The sequence below is a fragment of the Lysinibacillus sp. fkY74-1 genome, assembly GCF_053165895.1.
Map to the genome: position 1 here is coordinate 3,873,311 of NZ_CP170173.1, position 20,104 is coordinate 3,893,414.

General features: G+C 38.6%; 19 protein-coding genes and 1 rRNA gene. 3 read left to right on the forward strand and 17 right to left on the reverse strand.

What is annotated here, in order from left to right; all coding sequences use genetic code 11:
* Positions 1–142: 142 nt before the first annotated feature.
* Positions 143–1,694, reverse strand: a 16S ribosomal RNA gene (locus tag ACE1MS_RS19220).
* Positions 1,695–2,040: 346 nt separating this feature from the next.
* Positions 2,041–2,928, reverse strand: a complete 888-nt coding sequence (locus ACE1MS_RS19225; RefSeq protein ID WP_031416904.1) for a nucleotidyltransferase-like protein — start codon at positions 2,926–2,928, stop codon at positions 2,041–2,043.
* Between the two features lie 146 nt (positions 2,929–3,074).
* Between ACE1MS_RS19225 and ACE1MS_RS19230 the strand changes: the two genes are divergently transcribed.
* On the forward strand, positions 3,075–3,428 hold the full coding sequence (locus ACE1MS_RS19230; protein ID WP_008173457.1) for a YgzB family protein: 354 nt from the start codon (positions 3,075–3,077) through the stop codon (positions 3,426–3,428).
* Between the two features lie 21 nt (positions 3,429–3,449).
* On the opposite strand, the gene perR is transcribed toward ACE1MS_RS19230, so the two are convergent.
* The 3 genes from perR to bcp form a co-directional block, all read right to left on the reverse strand.
* The gene (gene perR / locus ACE1MS_RS19235) at positions 3,450–3,893 is read right to left on the reverse strand and encodes a peroxide-responsive transcriptional repressor PerR (protein ID WP_031416903.1); all 444 of its coding nucleotides are present in this window, start codon (positions 3,891–3,893) and stop codon (positions 3,450–3,452) included.
* 118 nt (positions 3,894–4,011) lie between these two features.
* Positions 4,012–4,956, reverse strand: a complete 945-nt coding sequence (locus ACE1MS_RS19240) for a D-2-hydroxyacid dehydrogenase (protein ID WP_036216596.1) — start codon at positions 4,954–4,956, stop codon at positions 4,012–4,014.
* Positions 4,953–5,429: a thioredoxin-dependent thiol peroxidase gene (bcp, locus tag ACE1MS_RS19245; RefSeq protein ID WP_012292123.1), complete on the reverse strand. Its 477-nt coding sequence runs from the start codon at positions 5,427–5,429 to the stop codon at positions 4,953–4,955. Before bcp ends, ACE1MS_RS19240 begins: the two co-directional genes overlap by 4 nt.
* Positions 5,430–5,558: 129 nt before the next feature.
* Here bcp and ACE1MS_RS19250 point away from each other — a divergent pair, with 129 nt between their 5' ends.
* Positions 5,559–6,848: a glutamate-1-semialdehyde 2,1-aminomutase gene (locus tag ACE1MS_RS19250; RefSeq protein ID WP_031416899.1), complete on the forward strand. Its 1,290-nt coding sequence runs from the start codon at positions 5,559–5,561 to the stop codon at positions 6,846–6,848.
* Between the two features lie 132 nt (positions 6,849–6,980).
* A complete protein-coding gene (locus ACE1MS_RS19255) occupies positions 6,981–8,069 on the forward strand; it encodes an FUSC family protein (RefSeq protein ID WP_008173466.1) in 1,089 nt (362 codons plus the stop codon).
* A gap of 93 nt (positions 8,070–8,162) precedes the next feature.
* On the opposite strand, the gene ACE1MS_RS19260 is transcribed toward ACE1MS_RS19255, so the two are convergent.
* From ACE1MS_RS19260 to ACE1MS_RS19315, 12 genes are all read right to left on the reverse strand, one after another.
* Positions 8,163–9,197: a toxic anion resistance protein gene (locus tag ACE1MS_RS19260; protein WP_332292272.1), complete on the reverse strand. Its 1,035-nt coding sequence runs from the start codon at positions 9,195–9,197 to the stop codon at positions 8,163–8,165.
* Between the two features lie 22 nt (positions 9,198–9,219).
* Positions 9,220–10,851, reverse strand: coding sequence for a YceG family protein (locus ACE1MS_RS19265; protein ID WP_332292274.1), 1,632 nt, complete (start codon positions 10,849–10,851; stop codon positions 9,220–9,222).
* Between the two features lie 359 nt (positions 10,852–11,210).
* Positions 11,211–12,023 (reverse strand): HAD family hydrolase, encoded by an 813-nt coding sequence (locus ACE1MS_RS19270; RefSeq protein ID WP_099806185.1) that lies wholly within the window; start codon positions 12,021–12,023, stop codon positions 11,211–11,213.
* An 11-nt stretch (positions 12,024–12,034) separates the two neighbouring features.
* Entirely contained in the window at positions 12,035–13,135 is a 1,101-nt protein-coding gene (locus ACE1MS_RS19275; protein WP_036160459.1) for a cysteine protease StiP family protein, read from the reverse strand.
* Positions 13,135–14,493 (reverse strand): phosphoribosyltransferase family protein, encoded by a 1,359-nt coding sequence (locus ACE1MS_RS19280; protein WP_447402567.1) that lies wholly within the window; start codon positions 14,491–14,493, stop codon positions 13,135–13,137. The genes ACE1MS_RS19275 and ACE1MS_RS19280 overlap by 1 nt, the downstream gene beginning before the upstream one ends.
* The gene (locus ACE1MS_RS19285; protein ID WP_447402568.1) at positions 14,474–15,667 is read right to left on the reverse strand and encodes an HpcH/HpaI aldolase/citrate lyase family protein; all 1,194 of its coding nucleotides are present in this window, start codon (positions 15,665–15,667) and stop codon (positions 14,474–14,476) included. Before ACE1MS_RS19285 ends, ACE1MS_RS19280 begins: the two co-directional genes overlap by 20 nt.
* A 122-nt stretch (positions 15,668–15,789) precedes the next feature.
* The gene (locus ACE1MS_RS19290; RefSeq protein WP_012292115.1) at positions 15,790–15,975 is read right to left on the reverse strand and encodes a hypothetical protein; all 186 of its coding nucleotides are present in this window, start codon (positions 15,973–15,975) and stop codon (positions 15,790–15,792) included.
* A 109-nt stretch (positions 15,976–16,084) separates the two neighbouring features.
* Positions 16,085–16,660 (reverse strand): TerD family protein, encoded by a 576-nt coding sequence (locus ACE1MS_RS19295; protein WP_012292114.1) that lies wholly within the window; start codon positions 16,658–16,660, stop codon positions 16,085–16,087.
* 33 nt (positions 16,661–16,693) lie between these two features.
* A complete protein-coding gene (locus ACE1MS_RS19300) occupies positions 16,694–17,275 on the reverse strand; it encodes a TerD family protein (RefSeq protein ID WP_012292113.1) in 582 nt (193 codons plus the stop codon).
* A 32-nt stretch (positions 17,276–17,307) separates the two neighbouring features.
* Entirely contained in the window at positions 17,308–17,925 is a 618-nt protein-coding gene (locus tag ACE1MS_RS19305; RefSeq protein ID WP_012292112.1) for a TerD family protein, read from the reverse strand.
* 264 nt (positions 17,926–18,189) lie between these two features.
* Positions 18,190–19,086, reverse strand: a complete 897-nt coding sequence (gene nikC, locus ACE1MS_RS19310; RefSeq protein ID WP_012292111.1) for a nickel transporter permease — start codon at positions 19,084–19,086, stop codon at positions 18,190–18,192.
* 12 nt (positions 19,087–19,098) lie between these two features.
* Positions 19,099–20,103, reverse strand: a complete 1,005-nt coding sequence (locus ACE1MS_RS19315) for an ABC transporter permease (RefSeq protein ID WP_447402569.1) — start codon at positions 20,101–20,103, stop codon at positions 19,099–19,101.
* Position 20,104 lies beyond the last annotated feature (1 nt).

Consider the following 20,104-nt stretch of genomic DNA (forward strand, 5'->3'; position numbering starts at 1 on the left):
TTTGTTACAATTTCAATGTCGTTTTATCCAGTTTTCAAAGAACAAGTTTTGAAGTATTTCATTCAGAAAGAATGAACCTTCAAAACTGAACGCAAAACGTAATCTTACAAACCCAAGGTTTGTATTCCGAAAATATCCTTAGAAAGGAGGTGATCCAGCCGCACCTTCCGATACGGCTACCTTGTTACGACTTCACCCCAATCATCTATCCCACCTTCGGCGGCTGGCTCCAAAAGGTTACCTCACCGACTTCGGGTGTTACAAACTCTCGTGGTGTGACGGGCGGTGTGTACAAGGCCCGGGAACGTATTCACCGCGGCATGCTGATCCGCGATTACTAGCGATTCCGGCTTCATGTAGGCGAGTTGCAGCCTACAATCCGAACTGAGAACGACTTTATCGGATTAGCTCCCTCTCGCGAGTTGGCAACCGTTTGTATCGTCCATTGTAGCACGTGTGTAGCCCAGGTCATAAGGGGCATGATGATTTGACGTCATCCCCACCTTCCTCCGGTTTGTCACCGGCAGTCACCTTAGAGTGCCCAACTAAATGATGGCAACTAAGATCAAGGGTTGCGCTCGTTGCGGGACTTAACCCAACATCTCACGACACGAGCTGACGACAACCATGCACCACCTGTCACCATTGCCCCCGAAGGGGAAACCATATCTCTACAGTGGTCAACGGGATGTCAAGACCTGGTAAGGTTCTTCGCGTTGCTTCGAATTAAACCACATGCTCCACCGCTTGTGCGGGCCCCCGTCAATTCCTTTGAGTTTCAGTCTTGCGACCGTACTCCCCAGGCGGAGTGCTTAATGCGTTAGCTGCAGCACTAAGGGGCGGAAACCCCCTAACACTTAGCACTCATCGTTTACGGCGTGGACTACCAGGGTATCTAATCCTGTTTGCTCCCCACGCTTTCGCGCCTCAGTGTCAGTTACAGACCAGATAGTCGCCTTCGCCACTGGTGTTCCTCCAAATCTCTACGCATTTCACCGCTACACTTGGAATTCCACTATCCTCTTCTGCACTCAAGTCTCCCAGTTTCCAATGACCCTCCACGGTTGAGCCGTGGGCTTTCACATCAGACTTAAGAAACCACCTGCGCGCGCTTTACGCCCAATAATTCCGGACAACGCTTGCCACCTACGTATTACCGCGGCTGCTGGCACGTAGTTAGCCGTGGCTTTCTAATAAGGTACCGTCAAGGTACAGCCAGTTACTACTGTACTTGTTCTTCCCTTACAACAGAGTTTTACGAACCGAAATCCTTCTTCACTCACGCGGCGTTGCTCCATCAGGCTTTCGCCCATTGTGGAAGATTCCCTACTGCTGCCTCCCGTAGGAGTCTGGGCCGTGTCTCAGTCCCAGTGTGGCCGATCACCCTCTCAGGTCGGCTACGCATCGTCGCCTTGGTGAGCCGTTACCTCACCAACTAGCTAATGCGCCGCGGGCCCATCCTATAGCGACAGCCGAAACCGTCTTTCAATATTTCACCATGAGGTGAAACAGATCATTCGGTATTAGCCCCGGTTTCCCGGAGTTATCCCAAACTATAAGGTAGGTTGCCCACGTGTTACTCACCCGTCCGCCGCTAACGTCAAAGGAGCAAGCTCCTTCTCTGTTCGCTCGACTTGCATGTATTAGGCACGCCGCCAGCGTTCGTCCTGAGCCAGGATCAAACTCTCCATAAAAGAAATTTGATTAGCTCAAATTGTTTTGCTGGCATCATTTTGATGTCCAAAATTTTATTTCGTTCACTAGCTAGGCTAGCTACTTAAAACTTTATTGATTACGTTTTGCTTGTTCAGTTTTCAAGGTTCATTATTTAAGTCGTTTTTTCAGCGACTTCTTTATATTAACATCTCACTCAAAACATGTCAACTATTTTTGAAAAAGTTTTTTATGTTTTTCATCGAGTTACTTGTTATGTCTTAGCGACAATTAATATAATACAATATCATTATAATATTCGTCAACTACTTTTTTAAAAAAATATCGAGGTATTTTTTAGATACCTCGATTACAAGCATACTACAGTCATTGACCAATTTCTAGAGCTTCTTTATCGACCTTGTAATGACGGTGAAAGATCATCTCGTTTTTCGCAGTAACTGGCTCTATATGAATATACCCCTTATCCACTAAGTATTCGACAAATACTTCTAAATCCACAGAGTAATTCATGAGTTCATGATGGTCATGTAGCTCTTGAATCGACCATGTTTCTTTTGTTTGCATCACTTCTAATATATGTTGTGCTCCATCTCGTGTTCGAGAATGTATTAAAAACTCACTTGCTAAGAATAAAAGTTCTAAGCGTTTTTCAATTGGCTCATTACTCGTCACCAGTTCTTCGTACAGCTTATAAATCGCTGGTTCAATTTTTTTCACTTGCCCCCATACAGTTACTTCAGGGTATAGACCACTATCAATGATTGATAAACGCCCCAAATGGTGTAAGGAATCAACTACATGATTATATGCATCCAAATAACTGCCCTTATCAAAGTATTCCTTCCCCTCCAAATAACGACGTATTAACTTGGAAAATTGAATGCCTGTCTTAATCTTACGGCCACTATACGGAAATTCCTGTAATTCTATTTTTAGTTTATGCAGGAATTCATTCCGATCAAATAGTACTCTGCCAAAGAAAATCCAATCGACTACCTTCTTATTAGATCCGATTAGAAGCCATTTTCGTATTAGTTTCTCCGTAACCGTATGTAGAGCGACTTTATTTCCTTCATATAAGTAATGTTTTGAAAAGACTGGCTGCTCTGCTTCTTTTACAATAATTAATAAAACAGTATCAAATGTATCTGTAACGTTACTTTGCTCCTCACGTTTTTCCACTAAAATAACGCCTAATGTATTTGACTGACTCGCACGTTCTTGGTATATAGGACGCAATACTTGCTCCATGTTCAGCCCCCCTTTATTCATATAGCTTCCCTTGTTCCGTTAAAAATTCGACATACTCTAAAAGTATTCCTTCTTTGATTTACCTCAAAGCTAAAATACTTTGCCCTTATATGTTATAGTAGATTTTAGATTGGGAGGCAAGATAAATGAAACCTTATAAAAGTAAAATTAATAAAATTCGTTCATTCGCTTTAGCACTAATCTTTATTGGTTTTATTGTAATGTACGGAGGTATATTCTTTAAAAATAGCCCAATATTAGTTTTAATTTTCATGACATTAGGTGTTTTATGTATTATTGGTAGTACAGTTGTCTATGCCTGGATAGGTTTATTATCAACACGAGCCATTCAAGTTGAGTGTCCTAATTGCCATAAACATACAAAAGTTTTAGGCAGAGTCGATATGTGCATGTATTGCAATGAGCCATTAACGCTTGATCCTACTCTTGAAGGTAAAGAGTTCGACCAATCCTATAATCATAAAACGAAAAAATCCTAGCCCGTTAACGAGCTAGGATTTTTATTGTACTTTAGCAGTAACACCTTTACATGATGGACATGTGCCGTATATCTCTAAACGATGCGAATGCACATCAAAGTCAGTTACCTGTGATGCAAAATGCTCTATTTCATCGAGCCCAGGATAATGGAAATCGACGATCTTGCCACAGCATTCACAAATCATATGGTAATGATCATTTGTCACGAAATCAAAGCGGCTTGAAGCATCTCCATAAGTAAGCTCTTTCACAAGACCTACCTCACGAAATACTCGCAGGTTATTATAAACAGTCGCTACACTCATATTAGGAAATTTCCCTTCAAGTGCTTTATAAATTTCATCGGCAGTAGGATGTGCCATAGATTGAATTAGATATTCCAAAATAGCATGACGCTGAGGAGTAATACGTACACCAGTTGTTTTTAACGTGTCCAGTGCATCCTGTAAATGCGTTGTAGACATCGTCATGCACCTCTTCCATAAGTATTATTAATTTATAATTGTTATAAATAGTGTATCCAATTAGCGCTACTTCGTCAACAATCACACATACTAATCCTCTAATTTCATCGTTTTTTTCTTAATATCCTCTCGATAGCTCCATGACATTTTCTAAATCTCTGTCACCTCTTAGCCATTTTGTTAAGCTGGGCTTAAAAATTTCTAAGCTTCGTTCCATATAACGAGATGAATGGCTTGAGACATGTGGTGATACTATGACATTTGGCAATGCCCATAGTGGATTGTCTGATGACAGAGGTTCTTCTTCAAATACATCCAAAACGGCATATCCTATTTCTCCATCTTCGAGCGCCTGAATGAGTACCTTTTCATCAACTAAATTCCCTCGGCCAAAATTCATGAAAATTGCACTGCTCTTCATAGCTATAAAATGTTCTTCATTTAATAAATGCGTTGTTTCTTGTGTTTTTGGCAACACAGAAATGACAATATCAGCACTCGGCAAAACTTCTATTAATTGCTCAAAGCTAATCATCTTATCCATGTTTGACGCTTCATTTCCAGAGCGATTGCAGCCAATAGTCGTCACACCAAAGGCTTGTAATAAGCGCCCCACTTCCGAGCCAATAGCGCCTGGACCTAAAATAAGCGCTGTACTATCTCGTAATTCAGTTTGTTTGGCTTTTTTTGACCATTCACCTTTCTTTTGTTGCTCATACATCCAAGGTAAAGCACGTTTAATGGCTAAAATATGGGCTAGCATTGATTCTGCCATAGGTGTTTTATGGATACCTCGTACATTAGAAACTAAAATACCACGCTCCATAATAGCTTGAGCAGGCATTTTTTCAATGCCTGCTGATGCAACAAAAATCCATTTTAACTTCGTCGCCTGTTGGATGCTCTCTGTTGTTAAATCCTCACCATATGTAACTAAAACATCCGCTTTTTGAAGCTCTTCATTTGTTATTCCACTTTCAAATATAAAATCGACTTGTGGGAATTCTGCTAATAATGGTTCCCGTAAATCTGGTCTTGGTTCAAAAGTAAAATAGATTCTCATGTTGTCGCCTCCTGTTCTGCTAAATAGGCATAAACTTCTTCAATATGATTTTTCACACGTACTTTACGCCAAGCTTTCATTAACTTACCCTCCGAATCAATTAAAAATGTGGAACGCTCAATCCCCATAAATTCACGTCCATACATTTTCTTTAAGACCCATACACCATACGCCTCCGCTACAGCATGATCTTCATCTACTAATAAAGAAAAAGGCAAGCCATGCTTATCAATAAATTTTGTATGTTTGTTTGCATCATCTGGACTAACGCCTAGAACAACAGCGTTTAAATGACTAAAGTCCTCAAACCTATCTCGAAAATCACATGCTTCAGTTGTGCAACCTGGTGTCATATCTTTTGGGTAAAAGTATAAAATTACATTCTGTCCTTTAAAATCAGTTAGCTGTACCGTCTCTCCCTTTTCATTCATAAGAGAAAAATCGGGTACCTTCTGTCCTTCTTGCAAAGTCATAATAATCTCCTCCTCTGTATATTCATTTTACTCCAAGTAACAAATCAAGTCATATTCCTTATTTTCTTTGGATTTCTGACACTGATAGGTCTACAATAGATTACGTATAAAAAGTTAGGAGGCAATACTATGAATCACGCAAAATCTGAAGCAGTACACGCAGAGGCGTTACAACATATCGTTGGTGGTGTAAATAGCCCTTCTCGTTCATATAAAGCAGTAGGCGGTGGTTCTCCTGTGGCAATGGTTCGAGGAAAAGGCGCATATTTTTGGGATGTAGATGGCAATCGTTATATAGATTATCTTGCAGCATACGGTCCTATCGTTACAGGTCATGGGCACCCTCACATTGCTAAGGCTATTACACATGCTGCTGAAAATGGCACATTGTTTGGAACGCCGACTGAATATGAGGTTACTTTTGCAAAAATGCTAAAAGAAGCCATTCCGTCTATGGATAAAGTACGCTTTAACAACTCTGGTACAGAAGCTGTTATGACAACTATTCGTGTTGCACGTGCCTATACAGGACGTACAAAAATAATGAAATTTGCCGGATGCTACCATGGTCATTTCGATTTAGTTTTAGTAGCTGCTGGTTCAGGTCCTGCTACATTAGGAACACCAGACTCAGCAGGTGTAACGACTTCTACAGCTGAAGAAGTTATTACGGTACCTTTCAATAACCCTGAAGCTTTTACAGAAGCAATGAATACATGGGGCGATGAAATTGCAGCTATTTTAATTGAACCTATCGTAGGAAACTTTGGTATTGTTGAACCGAATCCTGGCTTCCTTGAATTAGTACACGCTACGGCCAAAGAAAAAGGAGCCTTAACAATTTACGATGAAGTTATCACGGCTTTCCGCTTCCACTACGGTGGTGCCCAAAACTTACTTGGCCTAACACCTGATCTAACAGCACTTGGTAAAGTTATTGGTGGCGGTTTACCAATTGGTGCATATGGTGGTCGTAAAGAAATTATGGATACAGTCGCACCACTAGGTCCAGCTTACCAAGCCGGAACGATGGCCGGAAATCCAGCATCTATGCAAGCAGGTATTGCGTGCTTAGAAGTGCTACAAACACCAGGCATTTACGATGAAATGGATCGACTAGGCGGGATTTTAGAAGAAGGGATTTTAGCTGCTGCTAAAGAGCATGGAGTAACCATCACATTAAATCGTCTTAAAGGGGCGCTGACAATTTACTTTACAGATGTGAAAGTAGAAAACTATGAGCAAGCCGAAAACTCTAACGGTGAAATTTTTGGTCGCTTCTTTAAACTAATGCTTGAGCAAGGCGTTAATCTAGCTCCTTCTAAATATGAAGCATGGTTCTTAACTACAGAGCATACTGAAGCAGATATTCTTGAAACAATTAAAGCTGTGAATTACGCATTTTCTCAATTATCATAATGGGTATGCAAAGGCGACTTTCTATCATAAGTCGCCTTTTTCTTATTCTTGCATACAAATCTATGTATTTTATGTGCACTTCCTTCTATAATGTAAAGAAGCTAAAAAATATGAGACAGAAAGGACATCTTTATGAAATTAGGTGCCCGTGTATTTAAAACTGGTGTCGCTATCGTATTTGCCCTGTTTATTGCAGAGCTGTTAAAACTACCTTCACCTGTTTTTGCTGGAATTGCAGCTATTTTTGCGATACAGCCTTCTATTTATCGCTCTTATCAAACCATTGTAGAGCAAGTTCAAGCAAATATTATAGGTGCAACCATTGCCGTCTTTTTCGGCTTACTTTTTGGCCATCATGTGGTTGCCATTGGCATAGCTGTCATAATAGCTATTGGTTTAATGTTGAAATTTAAACTAGAAAAATCTCTTTCGTTGGCGTTGGTATCAGTCGTGGCCATTATGGAATTCCAAGGAGAAGACTTTTTAACGTTTGGTTTAATACGCTTTGTTACTATATTAGTCGGGGTGTTAGCAGCATTTGTCGTTAATCTTGTTTTCTTACCACCCAAATATGAGATTAAACTATTCCGCAAAATTTATATTTTGCAGGATGATATTATTCGTTGGACGCGACTTGCAGTACGGCAGGCTTCTGAGCATACATCTACAAAGGGCGCATTAAGTAAATTTAAAAGCCGTATGTTACGAGTCGATACGCTGTATGATTTATATAAAGAGGAGCGTAATTATTTCAAAAATAAAAAGTATGTAAAAGCACGTAAATTGGTCGTCTATCGTCAAATGATCTTAACTTCCAAAAAAAGTTTAGAATTGCTACAACGATTGCATAACCACGAAAACGAATTAGCTAAGCTACCTACGCAATTTCACTTAATGATTCAGGAACGGCTTGATTCCTTATTAACGTATCACGAACAATTGCTCTTAAAATATACTGGGAAATTAAAGCCTGAACATTCTGAGTGGAGTAAAAGCATCGACTATGTTCAACGCAATGAACTAATGGAAATTTTCATTAAGCAAGTAAACTTTGCTCGCGAGGAAGGCGATACGGAATTTTCTAGCTATCACTTACTCTATATTTTATCGAGGATTCTAGATTATGAGGAAAATTTAGAGCATCTAGATACACTGATTGTTTCATACCAAAGCTACCATGGCCATGAAATTAATGTAGAATTTGAAGAAGAATTCATCTAGCAACCACGTAAGCGACAGATCCACATACAGCGGATCTGTCGCTTTTTACTACAAAAAAAAAACCTCCAAGTAGAATTCTACTTAAAGGTAAAATTAAGGACGTAACGCAAGCAGCTGTTGCTCTGCTAGCTTACGTTTACTTGTCTGCTCACTCCGCAAATGCTGGTAATTAGCAATACCTGTAACAATTGTATCCCACATTTCTTCTAGCGTCTGTGTTTTATCCGTCTGCTGAGCAAGAGCTGTGCTTAGGTGAACCGCTTCGTTGCTAGCTTCCCCAAATTGCTTCACTCGATTTTCAAAGGCAGATGCTGATTGATTTTGTAATTGTTGACGTCTTTCATTCACAGCATTCATCAGCCCCATTTTAAAAACAGGAATGGTTTTAACAAATGCGCCATGAATCTGTTCAATCAGCTCATTATTCCCATGACGTAGCATCTCAATTTGTGGAGCTGTTAAGATGGCAACCATTCGTGATTTCTCCAACTCATCTATTTTTTGTTGAAGCATTTCAGCAATTGTCTGTAAACGATTAAGCTCCATTTTGGCTACCTGATTACCTGCCTCACCCTGTTCCTCATATAATGGGATTAATGTTGTTTGCACCTCATGTAATTTCATATCAGTAGCTACGATATATTTTTCTATATCAAGGTAAAACATCAAATCTTCTTTGTATAACCGAGCGAGTAATCGATTATCCTTCGCTAATTCCTCTTCCATAAGCACAAATTGGTAATGAATTTTTTCTATATCTCTACCGAGCACATTGTATTTCGCATATACATCATCTTCATTTTTTGATTTACGTGTAAATAGCTTCTTAAAGAAACCCTTTTGTTCAGCAAAATCTTTTTTATCGAATGTCAGCATTAAGGATTCAAGCTGTTTAAATAATTCATTGGATTCAAAAGTAGCTGATTGGGTCACTATAGCTAGAACTTGATCTGCAAATTTTGATAATTTGGTAGCTGGTTCTTTTCCCAACTCTATTAGCTCTAGCTGATTTTTTATATCAATCTGATGAGCAATTTGTTGAACCTCTTCATGTTCTCGTAATTGTTGTTTGACGGCATCTGCTGTTTCTAGTGTCAGTTGCTCAAGCGTCATTGGGATGTTTGACATGGTCGCCGCCTCCTTCCTATCATCAGAAAAAGCGATTAAAGAGCTTTTTAATAATTTTATCCGGTGCCGCTTTTTGCTGCGATGGTTCTTCATAAGGCAAATCAAATAACATATGCTCTAAACGATGCACATCATATGTGTCCTCCAGCAGATGCTTTTCTAAATCTAATTGTCCAGTCGGATTATAAAAAATGATATCCATACCGAAACGATTTAAAAATGCTAATAAGGCAATATCTTCGCGCGATAATGCAGGTTGCTGCGGCGCTTGATACATAATAATCTTCGGTATCTCTTGTGAATAGTCGAAGCTTTGCAATAATCGCAGTATTTCTTGAGGAATCATTGTCAGCTGCTTAAATACAAATAACTGTAAATCATATAAAGTCTCATTTGGTTGCTGTTTTAACATTGGTTGCTCACAAGATGTTTTGATCGTATGCGCAATGGCTTGTTGCAGCTCCAATGATAATTCACCATACTGCCACCAATCACTTTGTATAATACGTTCTGCTGAAAGTTCACCATTTACTAAGCAATGTTTATAGTGAAAATGAAAGTTGGCCTTGCTTGTTTTTGTAAAAGGAAATTCCTGCACGAAGATAGTTTGTGGGTTTATTAATAACTGATGCATGAAATGCCAGTATTCCTCACGCTGGCTTGAGACTCCGCTGATTTTTGCAAAGATGACAGGAATCACTACTTCATTTCCATTGACATCAAATTGGGGTCGTACCAATGCCTTTTCCTTCGCATAAATAAAAATATCATCATAGGTCATACGCAAAGTTAGTGAGCGTGGCATAAAATCTTTGAATTGCCACGGTCTATAGACTCCTGATTGCTGGTCATGCATTAATTGTTCAAAATGCTGACTAGAACGATAGCCTACAGTTGCCTGACGATCACGGAGCTTGTCAGGAAATGGCTGTAATGATGTTTGGCTTGTATATGAATAGCTGATGGAAAAATCATCATTAGGATCCACCTCAGCAAATTCATCTACTTTTGCTGGATGAAATATTAATACATCACAGCCAAGTTCCATTAGGAGTAACAAAAAATATCGCTGACTAACAGTGGCCTCTCCATACCAAACAACTTTAGGGAAATCATCGGTTGGCTTCAAAGCTTTAGCCCATTGAATCCAATGGTTTTTTAACCACTTCACCAGATCAATTAAGAAACGACGAAATTCATTGGAAAGTAAACCTAGCGATTGTTGATGTTGAAATAATTCTATAACCTTAATAGTCGTTAGCTGTAAATGTCGATTCATAATGCTGTCATCATGTTTTGGAATCAGTTGATACCCATACATCATCGCCACTAAACGATTAATGGTAAGTCCTTTAGGTGTTTGCTGATGCTGCGATAAAATATTTTGTATGGCTTGAAAGTCTTTTTGTTCAATGTGCTTATTTAATTCTTCACTTAAAATATGAATATTTTGGTTTTGAGATAAGGTATATAATGAATTAAAATATTCATCTTCCTCGATTGGTACGCCTAAAACGCGTAGAGCCATACGGCTAAAACATATTTGTTGTGGTGTTTCCTCATAAAATGCACGATTCTTTGGTGAATCTTGAAACGCCTGTAGCCAATCATCTTGATTACGCTCGACTATTGTTTTTATTGTGATTGTTTGCATACAAACGCACCCCCTAAAAAAATCATCCTTAAGCTTAATTCAACGGATATATAAATTTAATCAATATTATTTTCTTCATATTCTCTAGTAATTTTTGAAAACGTTAAACGTAAATAAAATCAAAACTAACATCCCAAAAAGGCAATCAAGTAAAATAAGAAGTTTTATTCCACTATCACATAAGTAAAACTCCTGTAAAAACCTAAGATGCTTGCCGCCATTACTTCGAAAAACCTCATGTTCAATCCACCTTCGGCACAACAACTTGGTTGTATGCTAACGAGGAAGTACTTGATGAAAAATTATTACATCACATTTGCATCTGTGAAGATACTGATGATTTAGCGGTAGCGAAAAAACTATACTACTGTTTGTTGTGTAGTATGCTGTAAAACAGCCTGAAGCAAATGCTTGGTAAATGCTTCACCCTCATACGGCGAGTATGTTGTATTAAGTAGTGTTTCTGGCTGTTTATCCTTTAAATCACCATGGTTTGGTGTAAAAGCCACATCAGCCATCTTCAACATGCCATAATCCATCATAGAATCGCCTGCTGCTATATGCACATCGTATGTACAAAACTCCATCATATATTGTATGGCAGCTTCCTTGGTCAAAACCTTTGGCATGAAATATAGTTTTTTCCCTTGCAGAAAAACGTACCAACCATGGGTATCGAATTCTTGAGTCATGGCGCGTAAATCATCCTGTTGTAAAACATCCAGATTTACATGATGGACATAAAAAAGGTCATCTATATAGAAAGAACGTTGTAGCCATGTATCAGATTTGATGGTGTGAAATAGTTGTAACATATCCTCACGTGGAATTGAAGAATCTTCAATACGTCTACCTAATGTTTTGGTCCATTTGTCGCATGGCTGACCCTTTTCTAATATTGTACCCCCATTGCTCGTAATTGCAAAAGAAGGGTTCAGGTCATTTATAAAATGGATTCTTTTATATTGATGCAACGCTCTAGTTGTAACAGGGACAAATAGTGTTTGCTGATGAACCTGTTGCAATAAAATAGCTGTTTCTTTTGTCATCATGCTCATCTTTTCATTAGCCTTATGTTCAACGACCACTTTATCTGAAATAGGCGGAAACATCTCCATCATGCGTTTAGAATAAATCAGTGTTCTATCTAAATCTGATGTGAATAATATCATTTTGAACTCCTCTATAATTCTTTTATTAAGCCGCAACATGCGTAGGACATATGAGAATATTCTTCTAATACTACATTTTTTTCATGAGCTAATAATAAAATATGCTCTAGCTCATCCTTATACTGTGGATTAATTAAGATTTTCCAAGGTATTCGTCGCAATAAAACTCGGGTCGTTTCTCCAACACCTGGTTTAATAAGGTTAATGTTTTCCATGTCAAAATCCAATTGAATATTTTGGACCGATTTCATACCTGCCCACGTAATAAGAGAGGTAGCTTCATCCTGAAGTTGACTGGTAATTTCATTCCGTACTTGCTTGAAGCATGCGACTATACGATTTATGTACAAGTTCGAGACATCCATATCTTCTAATTCTTTATAGTATTTTGCTCCATGGAAGTCGTCCTTATCCATAAACTGCAAATTTAAAACGGTTCTGCTTACCAAGCCAGAGACAGTTGAATTTAAACAAGCAGAAGGAATTAAAAAATCTTCGCGAGTTCCAAATATCGTAGCACAATGCCCTGGATCTGCTAATACAGCTAGATCCGCTTTTAACTGCGTTTGATATTGTTCATTAAACGTTTGACAAGATTGAATCAATTCTTTGGTTATAGCGCCTTTTCCCGTCCAACCATCAATAAATTGAAGACAGCCTTGAGGATGTTCTGAAAGAATGTAACGTATCGCCGCCTCATCAAATCCACGACCACGCAAAATAGAAATAGAATAATGTGGTACATCCACCTTATAGTTCATTGATATGTAACGTTTAATTAAAATACCGATTGGCGTACCTGCTCTGGCTAAACTTACAAGTATTAAATTTTCTAACCCTCTACTTTTGACGATACGTTCTGCTACTACCCCAACAGCGATAGCAATTCTATCCGCGAAAGCATCCAAGGTTTTATAAAATAGCTTCATATATGTTTTAGATGGTTGATATTCCATTGGTAACATTTCAGAGTAATGCGTACCTGCTTGAATAAGCTGTTCCCGTTTTTCATTACCCATCTCTAGAAAAACATTTCCAATATCACGCAATAAAAAAATTACGTCCTCTCGTGCATAGCTACCCATGTTATCTGGCTGTAAAGTCGATGTCATCATACTCCCTCCAACTCATGCATACAAATCACATATACCTTCGCCCCACTAACCGACTGAAGAGCTGCCACCATTCGATCTACTACCTCTTTATTGGATATACGTTCTAATATTAGAAAAAGTTCCGTATATAGTTGGCTCTGCACATTATATAAATAATTTTCAACCCCGTTATTTTCGGGACTCTCAAATACAATTTTTTCTGTAATTGTATAATCTACATCGTCTGTACAATAAATAGGACTGCGAGTTGATGATTGGAAATAAACACCTTCCCCTAAATAGGATGCAATTTGCATAGGTACATACATAAACTCACCTGTTCCAATCACCAAAGCTGGTCCATCCGTTCGTAGTTCCTTTAATTGCTTGGCGATGGCTTGTAACATGTTCATTTGTTCAAAATGCTGTTTCGATGTTAGCATAAATCTTCCTGTTGCTTTTAGGTACGGCTGATTGTTTATTTTGCCATTCTCTGCAACAGAATAATAGAAAAGACGATCAATGGAGTCTTTAATGGGCAGTAGAGTGATATCCCTAGTAGCAATAGTCGTTACCTTCGGCTGTACACTTGTTAAACTAGGTACTCCTGTACAATTGAATGTCCCACACATTATGGAGATAAATTTAATAGAAATTTCCCATTGCTCTTCTAATTGCTGAAAGACTATTCGTTGCTGCTCTGATCGCCAATCTAAAATAGATAGGACGACGTACTGTTTAACATCAGGAAACTTCTTTTTTAATGTTTCAATTATGTTGATGACCGTATTCCCAGTCGTAATTTCATCATCTATTAATACGATACGCTTAGCTTGCTGTAAAACATTAGGTTCCTCTGTATAAATTCTATGGCTTGTCGCATGGGAATGTTCTTCCTCGAATGTGACAAATGGTTCAATATGAGGAATAACTTCACGAGTAGTATGGATATACATAGCATTTGATTGAAATGCATTAAATACGGCATGCCCAAGTGCAGTGGCCGTCTCCGCAAATCCAATAAACAATGTCTTATGTGCTAACTCTACGCTTCCTTTCACAGAATTTTGTAGCTCCTCTAAATTTATGCCTTCTTTTAAAGCTTGAACAACAGGCGTAATCGTATTGACTTTTTGATTATTACCTTGCTGGTCGTACATCATAGCTAAAAGAGCTCCTGTTAGTAAAGGGATTTGCGGTCGAACAGCCAAATGCTTGCCAAGCACAGTGCTTATAAATAAAAATTGTCGCTTCTTATTAATACGAGCAGCCATTTGAAATAAATCTGTTAGCGCAAAATCGTGTGGGTTATGGGTGATTTCAATGTCAATTGAATAGTTTGGTAAAATAGTAAGTTTACTCATTTGTTGTTGCATACATATGACCACCTAGTTCTGAATTTAATAATAGGGAGGCGAAATCCACAGTTTCATGATAAACGCCATAGACATGTGCCTGTTTTAAAATACGTTGTGCCCACCGCATATGTGGTTTGATTTCATTCATTTTATTAGCATAATGACTTTTCATCACACCTTTACTACCATCATTATGTTCCACAATACTAAGTGCATCTAAATACTCCTCATATGAAATAGCGTATAGTGCATGCACAACACGGATATGACTTGGATGAATCACCGTTTTACCCACAATTCCATTTTGTTTGTCCATTAAAACTTCCTTTATTAGTCCATCTAAGCAATCGTCTAATAACGCTTTCCTCGTTTCAAGCGCACCCTTCTCACTAAATGGCGTCATGCGTAAGGCTGGTTTTAACACACGGTGATTACTAAAATACTCCCATACTGGCCCAGATATCACAAAGCCATCTTCCTCACGCCCTAAAACATTCACTATATCCGCTATACAATCCCTTATTAAGCTAATGTCATATATGGTCGAGTCCATACGGCGGCGAATTCCATAAATTCCACAAAAATCAGTAGCGCCAATTCGTATATTCAACACCCTTGATTGGTACTGCTCTAAAACCGATTTAATGGCTAATAATGCCTCCATACGAGATTCTTTATAGAGTACCTCCCTACTTTCTAAAATTGGCATCCCGTATAAGGTAAGATTATTCTCTAGAATTGTTTTCTCAAGAAGCTCAAAATATTGTGCCCCTTGTGTTGCTGTAAATTTCGGAAAGACATACCCAGTTAAAACTTCCTGCTTCTCTTTTAAACTAGAAGTTAAATAATTAAATTGTTCAACATGACGCACACGAATAAAAAGTAAGGGAATATCTTGGAGTAGCAATTGTTTTTGGTGATAGAGTTTGTATAATTCGCTAATGTCTTCAAGCAATTTTGCCTCACAATCACCTAATTCTGAATCCCCCACTGCATCCTCTAAATCAATGACAAGTGACGTGAGTTCTTTATATTTTTGTGATTGAATCAAACCTACAATATTAGGCATGGAAGCGGGCATATACAAAGTAGCCCCTAGTGCATAGGATAAAATATCTGGCGTTGCCCATTTCGTAAAAGGCTGCGGCTTCTTATAAAAAATTGTCTCTGCTTCTGTTGCAAAGTGTTGCATCTAATCCACTCCCCTATAATTATGCCTTTTGTAAAAAAAGCACTGTATCAGCCTGTTTATACAGACCAATACAGTGCCATGTTACACTGCTGTTTTCTAATTCATCCTGTGTACAACAAATGTCAATAAGAACTCAATAAGAACGCAGCAATTAGAATAATGAAAAATGCTTCATGTAATAGATGGAATCCAAAAATATGCGCAAACATATTCCATACAATAGTCGGAATTAGTATATAAGCACTCGTTTCAAGCTCTGACACTCGTTCAATTAAGCATAGGAATACAAGAGCAATCGTATGCATCATGAGTATTCCTACATCCCGCCTACTAATAGAACCTATACTTTAAAAACTGTGCATATGTACTTAATATCTCATTAATTACATCCACACAAAAACCTCGTCATATACCTAGTTATTGTAGGCCATATGCGTTGATTAATGCTGCTAAGCCACCTTGATAGCCTGAGCCTATTGCGGCAAACTTCCACTCGCCATTATGACGATACAGCTCACAAAATACTACGGCTGTTTCAATACTGAAATCCTCGCCTAAATCATAACGCAATACCTCTGCTCCTGACTCTTCATTTGTCAAACGAACATAAGCATTTAGGACTTGTCCAAAGTTTTGATGACGTCCCTCTGCATCATAGATAGTGACCGTTACAACAATCTTGTCAATTTGAGGAGATACTTGCTTTAAGTTGACAAGGATTTTTTCATCATCCCCATCCCCTTCCCCTGTGCGGTTATCACCCGCATGAACAACTGATTGGTCTGGACTCGCTAAATTATTGTAAAAGATAAAATCTTGTTCATTACGACACTTGCCCGATGCATCTAGTAAAAATACAGATGCATCAAGGTCAAAATCTTGCCCACCATCAAACTGTTTGACATCCCAGCCTAAGCCAATGCCGATGTTGTTTAAACCAGGGTCTTGCTTCGTTAAATCAATTCTTTGCCCTTTACTTAATTGGATAGCCATTCAAAATCTCCCTTTCCGTCCAAAGATGAAAATTTAGTTTACGTTCAAGCCGTAGTCATTACATAAAGCAGCTAAGCCACCTTGATAGCCAGCACCTACTGCGTTAAATTTCCATTCTCCGTTATGACGATATAATTCACCAACTACAATAGCTGTTTCAATACTGAAGTCCTCACCTAAATCATAGCGAATTAGTTCTTGGTTGGATGCAGCATTTACAATGCGAATGTATGCATTCGATACCATACCGAAGTTTTGATTGCGTGACTCTGCATCATGAATAGTTACAGTGAATGCAAGTCGTTGAACATGGGCAGGAACTTGAGCTAATGCAACTTTCACCACTTCATCGTCACCTTCACCAATACCTGTTAAATTGTCACCTGAATGTTCAACTGATCCGTTACCGCCTGTTGTATTGTTGTAGAAAATAAAGTCATTTTGATCTGCTACTTTTCCTGTATCGGCAAGTAAAAATACAGAGGAATCTAAATCAAAATCATTTCCACCATCATATTTATTTGTATCCCAACCTAAACCAACAATTACATTTGTTAATCCCGGATTTGTTTTCGTTAAATCTACCTTTTGACCTTTTTGTAGTGAAATACCCATGCTTTTTCTTCCTCCTAAATAGTCGTTTTATTTTATTGATATCTTCGAACAACGTCGCCAAGTTTGAGATCGTTCGTTCCTGAACCAACTGCTGCGAATTTCCATTCAGTTTGATGGCGGTAAATTTCACCACAGATTAACGTCGTTAAATTCGAATAATCATCACTTAAATTATAGCGAATTAGTTCGCTTCCTGTCCTGTCATCATACACACGGATATATGCATTTCGAATCATACCAAAGTGTTGGTTTCTGCCTGCCGCATCATAGATGTTTACGACAAACACTAGCTTATTAAATTGTGTCGGAACAGACGATAGCTCAATTGTGATTACTTCATCATCCCCATCGCCATCTCCCGTTAAGTTATCACCTGAATGTCGAACAGAGCCACAGTTACTTGTTAATTTGCCAAAGTAAATGACATCGTCCCCAGCTAAAACTTTATCGTCTTGCAGCATTAATACAGAGGCGTCACAGTCAACGCTTCTACCACTGCCGCTATTTCTACTAGAAAATAAACCGCCAAGGAAGCCACCACTTTTTTCTTGGCCGACAGGGTCCCATCCTAAACCTACTTTAATCTTGTTTAATCCTGCGTTCCCTTTTGTTAAATCAACACGTTGTCCTTTTTGTAAATTAATTGCCAATTTGATCACCCTCCTAAAATATGTATTCTAATTAAAAGATTATATGTAAAGTCATCATCTACCCAGTAAGATGGCCTTTATTAACCATACTTTCAGTCTAAAATAACGTGACAAAAAATTCAATAAATGGCTCCGAAAGGTTCTCTTTTTTTATTTATTGTTATAGGAATATTTCTATAAAGGACGCTTCACCTGTAAAAGAGTTCCTTTTCGAAAGAGCCGAAAAAAACCTTCTAACTTGTAGAAGGCTCATGAATCTAATTACTAATTTTTCATTTTCGGATCTAGTGCATCACGTAAACCATCACCCATTAAGTTAAAGCCAAGAACCGTTAACATAATCGCTAATCCTGGAAAAATCATTGTCCATGGTGCGTTTAATAAAAACTTCCTAGCATCCGCAAGCATTTTTCCCCATTCAGGTGCTGGTGCTTGCGCGCCTAGACCAAGGAAACCTAATGCCGCCGCTTCAATAATGGCAGTTGCAATAGCAAGCGTCCCCTGTACAATAATCGGAGTGATAGAATTTGGCAAAATGTGAGAAAACAGAATTCGTGAATCACGCATGCCAATAGCCTTTGCCGCTACAATATATTCTTCTTCTTTAACACTTAATACTTTAGAGCGGATTAAGCGCCCAAAGTTCGGTATGTTAATAATAGCAATGGCAATTAATGCATTTTGTAAAGATGGACCTAGCACTGATACGACCGCAATCGCCAGCAGCATACTAGGGAAAGCTAGCATAATATCAAAAATACGTGAAATAATCGTATCAATCCATTTCCCATAATAGCCTGCGATAATGCCAAGTAAACTACCAATTATAACGGATAAAATAACGGAAAAAAAGCCTACCCATAGTGAAATCCTTGCACCATGTATGATTCTCGAAAAGATATCCCGTCCAAAATCATCCGTTCCAAACCAATGATCAGCGGATGGTGCCAGTAAACGCTTCGTTAAATCTTGTTCATTGATGCCCTGTGGTGCAATGAAAGGACCAATGACAGCCAGTAAAACGAAGAATATAACGATTCCTGCTCCTACGAGTGAAACTTTGCTCTTTTTAAAGCTACGCCAGCCTTCGAGCCATGGACCTACTGCCCTTTCTCGCACTGGTGCTGCTTCTTTTTTTATATCGATTGCTCCAGTCATCATTGCAACTCCCTTCTACTTGTATTTAATACGCGGATCGACAACTGTATACAGTAAATCCACGATTAAGTTAATCATGATGAAAATAAATGCAACGATTAAAATTCCTGATTGAATCACAGGATAATCCCTGAAGCCAATCGCATCATAAATATAGCGACCAATTCCTGGCCAACTAAAAATAGTCTCTGTTAAAATGGCCCCACCAAGCAGTAATCCTGTTTGTAAACCAATTACTGTTAACACAGGAATAACGGCATTCTTTAAAGCATGCTTATAAACCACAATAAACATTTTTTGGCCTTTTGCTTTTGCAGTGCGAACATAATCTGAGCGCATAACCTCTAGCATAGAAGATCTTGTAATTCTTGCAATGATAGCCATCGGAATAGTTGCCAGTGCGACACCTGGTAATATGAGTCGCTTTAAGACTTCGACGAATTGATCGAAGCGACCTTGAATGAGCGTATCCAATAAATAAAAATGGGTTATGGCGGTTATAGGATTTCGGACATCTTCTCGGCCAGAGGTAGGCAACCAACCAAGCTTACTACTAAATGTCCATTGCTCCATCAACCCAAGCCAGAACACCGGTACAGAAACACCGATTAATGCAACAATCATCGCTGTATAATCAAACCAAGAATTTTGAAACCAAGCAGAAATAATACCAGCATTCACACCGATAACTATCGCAATAATCATCGCAAAAAAGGCGAGCTCAGCTGTTGCAGCTAAGTATGGAAAAATTTCATCTGATACAGGTAATTTTGTACGTAAGGAAACCCCTAAATCTCCCTGAAAAATGCCTGCCAAATAACTAAAATATTGTGTATACCAGGGTTTGTCTAATCCTAAACTTGCGTTTAATGCCTCGACTGCCTCTTTTGTCGCCTGTTGTCCCAAAATAACTTGAGCGGGATTACCAGGTATTGCTCGTATTAACATAAAGACAATAAAAGTCATTCCAAGCAAAACTGGGATTAGTTGAAGTAAACGTCTCCCCATATAGTGAAGCATG

What these genes read in the sequence shown, in the direction of transcription:
- ACE1MS_RS19225 (WP_031416904.1), bottom strand. Translation starts at nt 2,928, where the DNA reads ATGGAGCAAGTATTGCGTCCTATATACCAAGAACGTGCGAGTCAGTCA.
- ACE1MS_RS19230 (WP_008173457.1), top strand. Translation starts at nt 3,075, where the DNA reads ATGAAACCTTATAAAAGTAAAATTAATAAAATTCGTTCATTCGCTTTA.
- perR (WP_031416903.1), bottom strand. Translation starts at nt 3,893, where the DNA reads ATGTCTACAACGCATTTACAGGATGCACTGGACACGTTAAAAACAACT.
- ACE1MS_RS19240 (WP_036216596.1), bottom strand. Translation starts at nt 4,956, where the DNA reads ATGAGAATCTATTTTACTTTTGAACCAAGACCAGATTTACGGGAACCA.
- bcp (WP_012292123.1), bottom strand. Translation starts at nt 5,429, where the DNA reads ATGACTTTGCAAGAAGGACAGAAGGTACCCGATTTTTCTCTTATGAAT.
- ACE1MS_RS19250 (WP_031416899.1), top strand. Translation starts at nt 5,559, where the DNA reads ATGAATCACGCAAAATCTGAAGCAGTACACGCAGAGGCGTTACAACAT.
- ACE1MS_RS19255 (WP_008173466.1), top strand. Translation starts at nt 6,981, where the DNA reads ATGAAATTAGGTGCCCGTGTATTTAAAACTGGTGTCGCTATCGTATTT.
- ACE1MS_RS19260 (WP_332292272.1), bottom strand. Translation starts at nt 9,197, where the DNA reads ATGTCAAACATCCCAATGACGCTTGAGCAACTGACACTAGAAACAGCA.
- ACE1MS_RS19265 (WP_332292274.1), bottom strand. Translation starts at nt 10,851, where the DNA reads ATGCAAACAATCACAATAAAAACAATAGTCGAGCGTAATCAAGATGAT.
- ACE1MS_RS19270 (WP_099806185.1), bottom strand. Translation starts at nt 12,023, where the DNA reads ATGATATTATTCACATCAGATTTAGATAGAACACTGATTTATTCTAAA.
- ACE1MS_RS19275 (WP_036160459.1), bottom strand. Translation starts at nt 13,135, where the DNA reads ATGACATCGACTTTACAGCCAGATAACATGGGTAGCTATGCACGAGAG.
- ACE1MS_RS19280 (WP_447402567.1), bottom strand. Translation starts at nt 14,493, where the DNA reads ATGCAACAACAAATGAGTAAACTTACTATTTTACCAAACTATTCAATT.
- ACE1MS_RS19285 (WP_447402568.1), bottom strand. Translation starts at nt 15,667, where the DNA reads ATGCAACACTTTGCAACAGAAGCAGAGACAATTTTTTATAAGAAGCCG.
- ACE1MS_RS19290 (WP_012292115.1), bottom strand. Translation starts at nt 15,975, where the DNA reads ATGATGCATACGATTGCTCTTGTATTCCTATGCTTAATTGAACGAGTG.
- ACE1MS_RS19295 (WP_012292114.1), bottom strand. Translation starts at nt 16,660, where the DNA reads ATGGCTATCCAATTAAGTAAAGGGCAAAGAATTGATTTAACGAAGCAA.
- ACE1MS_RS19300 (WP_012292113.1), bottom strand. Translation starts at nt 17,275, where the DNA reads ATGGGTATTTCACTACAAAAAGGTCAAAAGGTAGATTTAACGAAAACA.
- nikC (WP_012292111.1), bottom strand. Translation starts at nt 19,086, where the DNA reads ATGATGACTGGAGCAATCGATATAAAAAAAGAAGCAGCACCAGTGCGA.
- ACE1MS_RS19315 (WP_447402569.1), bottom strand. Translation starts at nt 20,103, where the DNA reads ATGCTTCACTATATGGGGAGACGTTTACTTCAACTAATCCCAGTTTTG.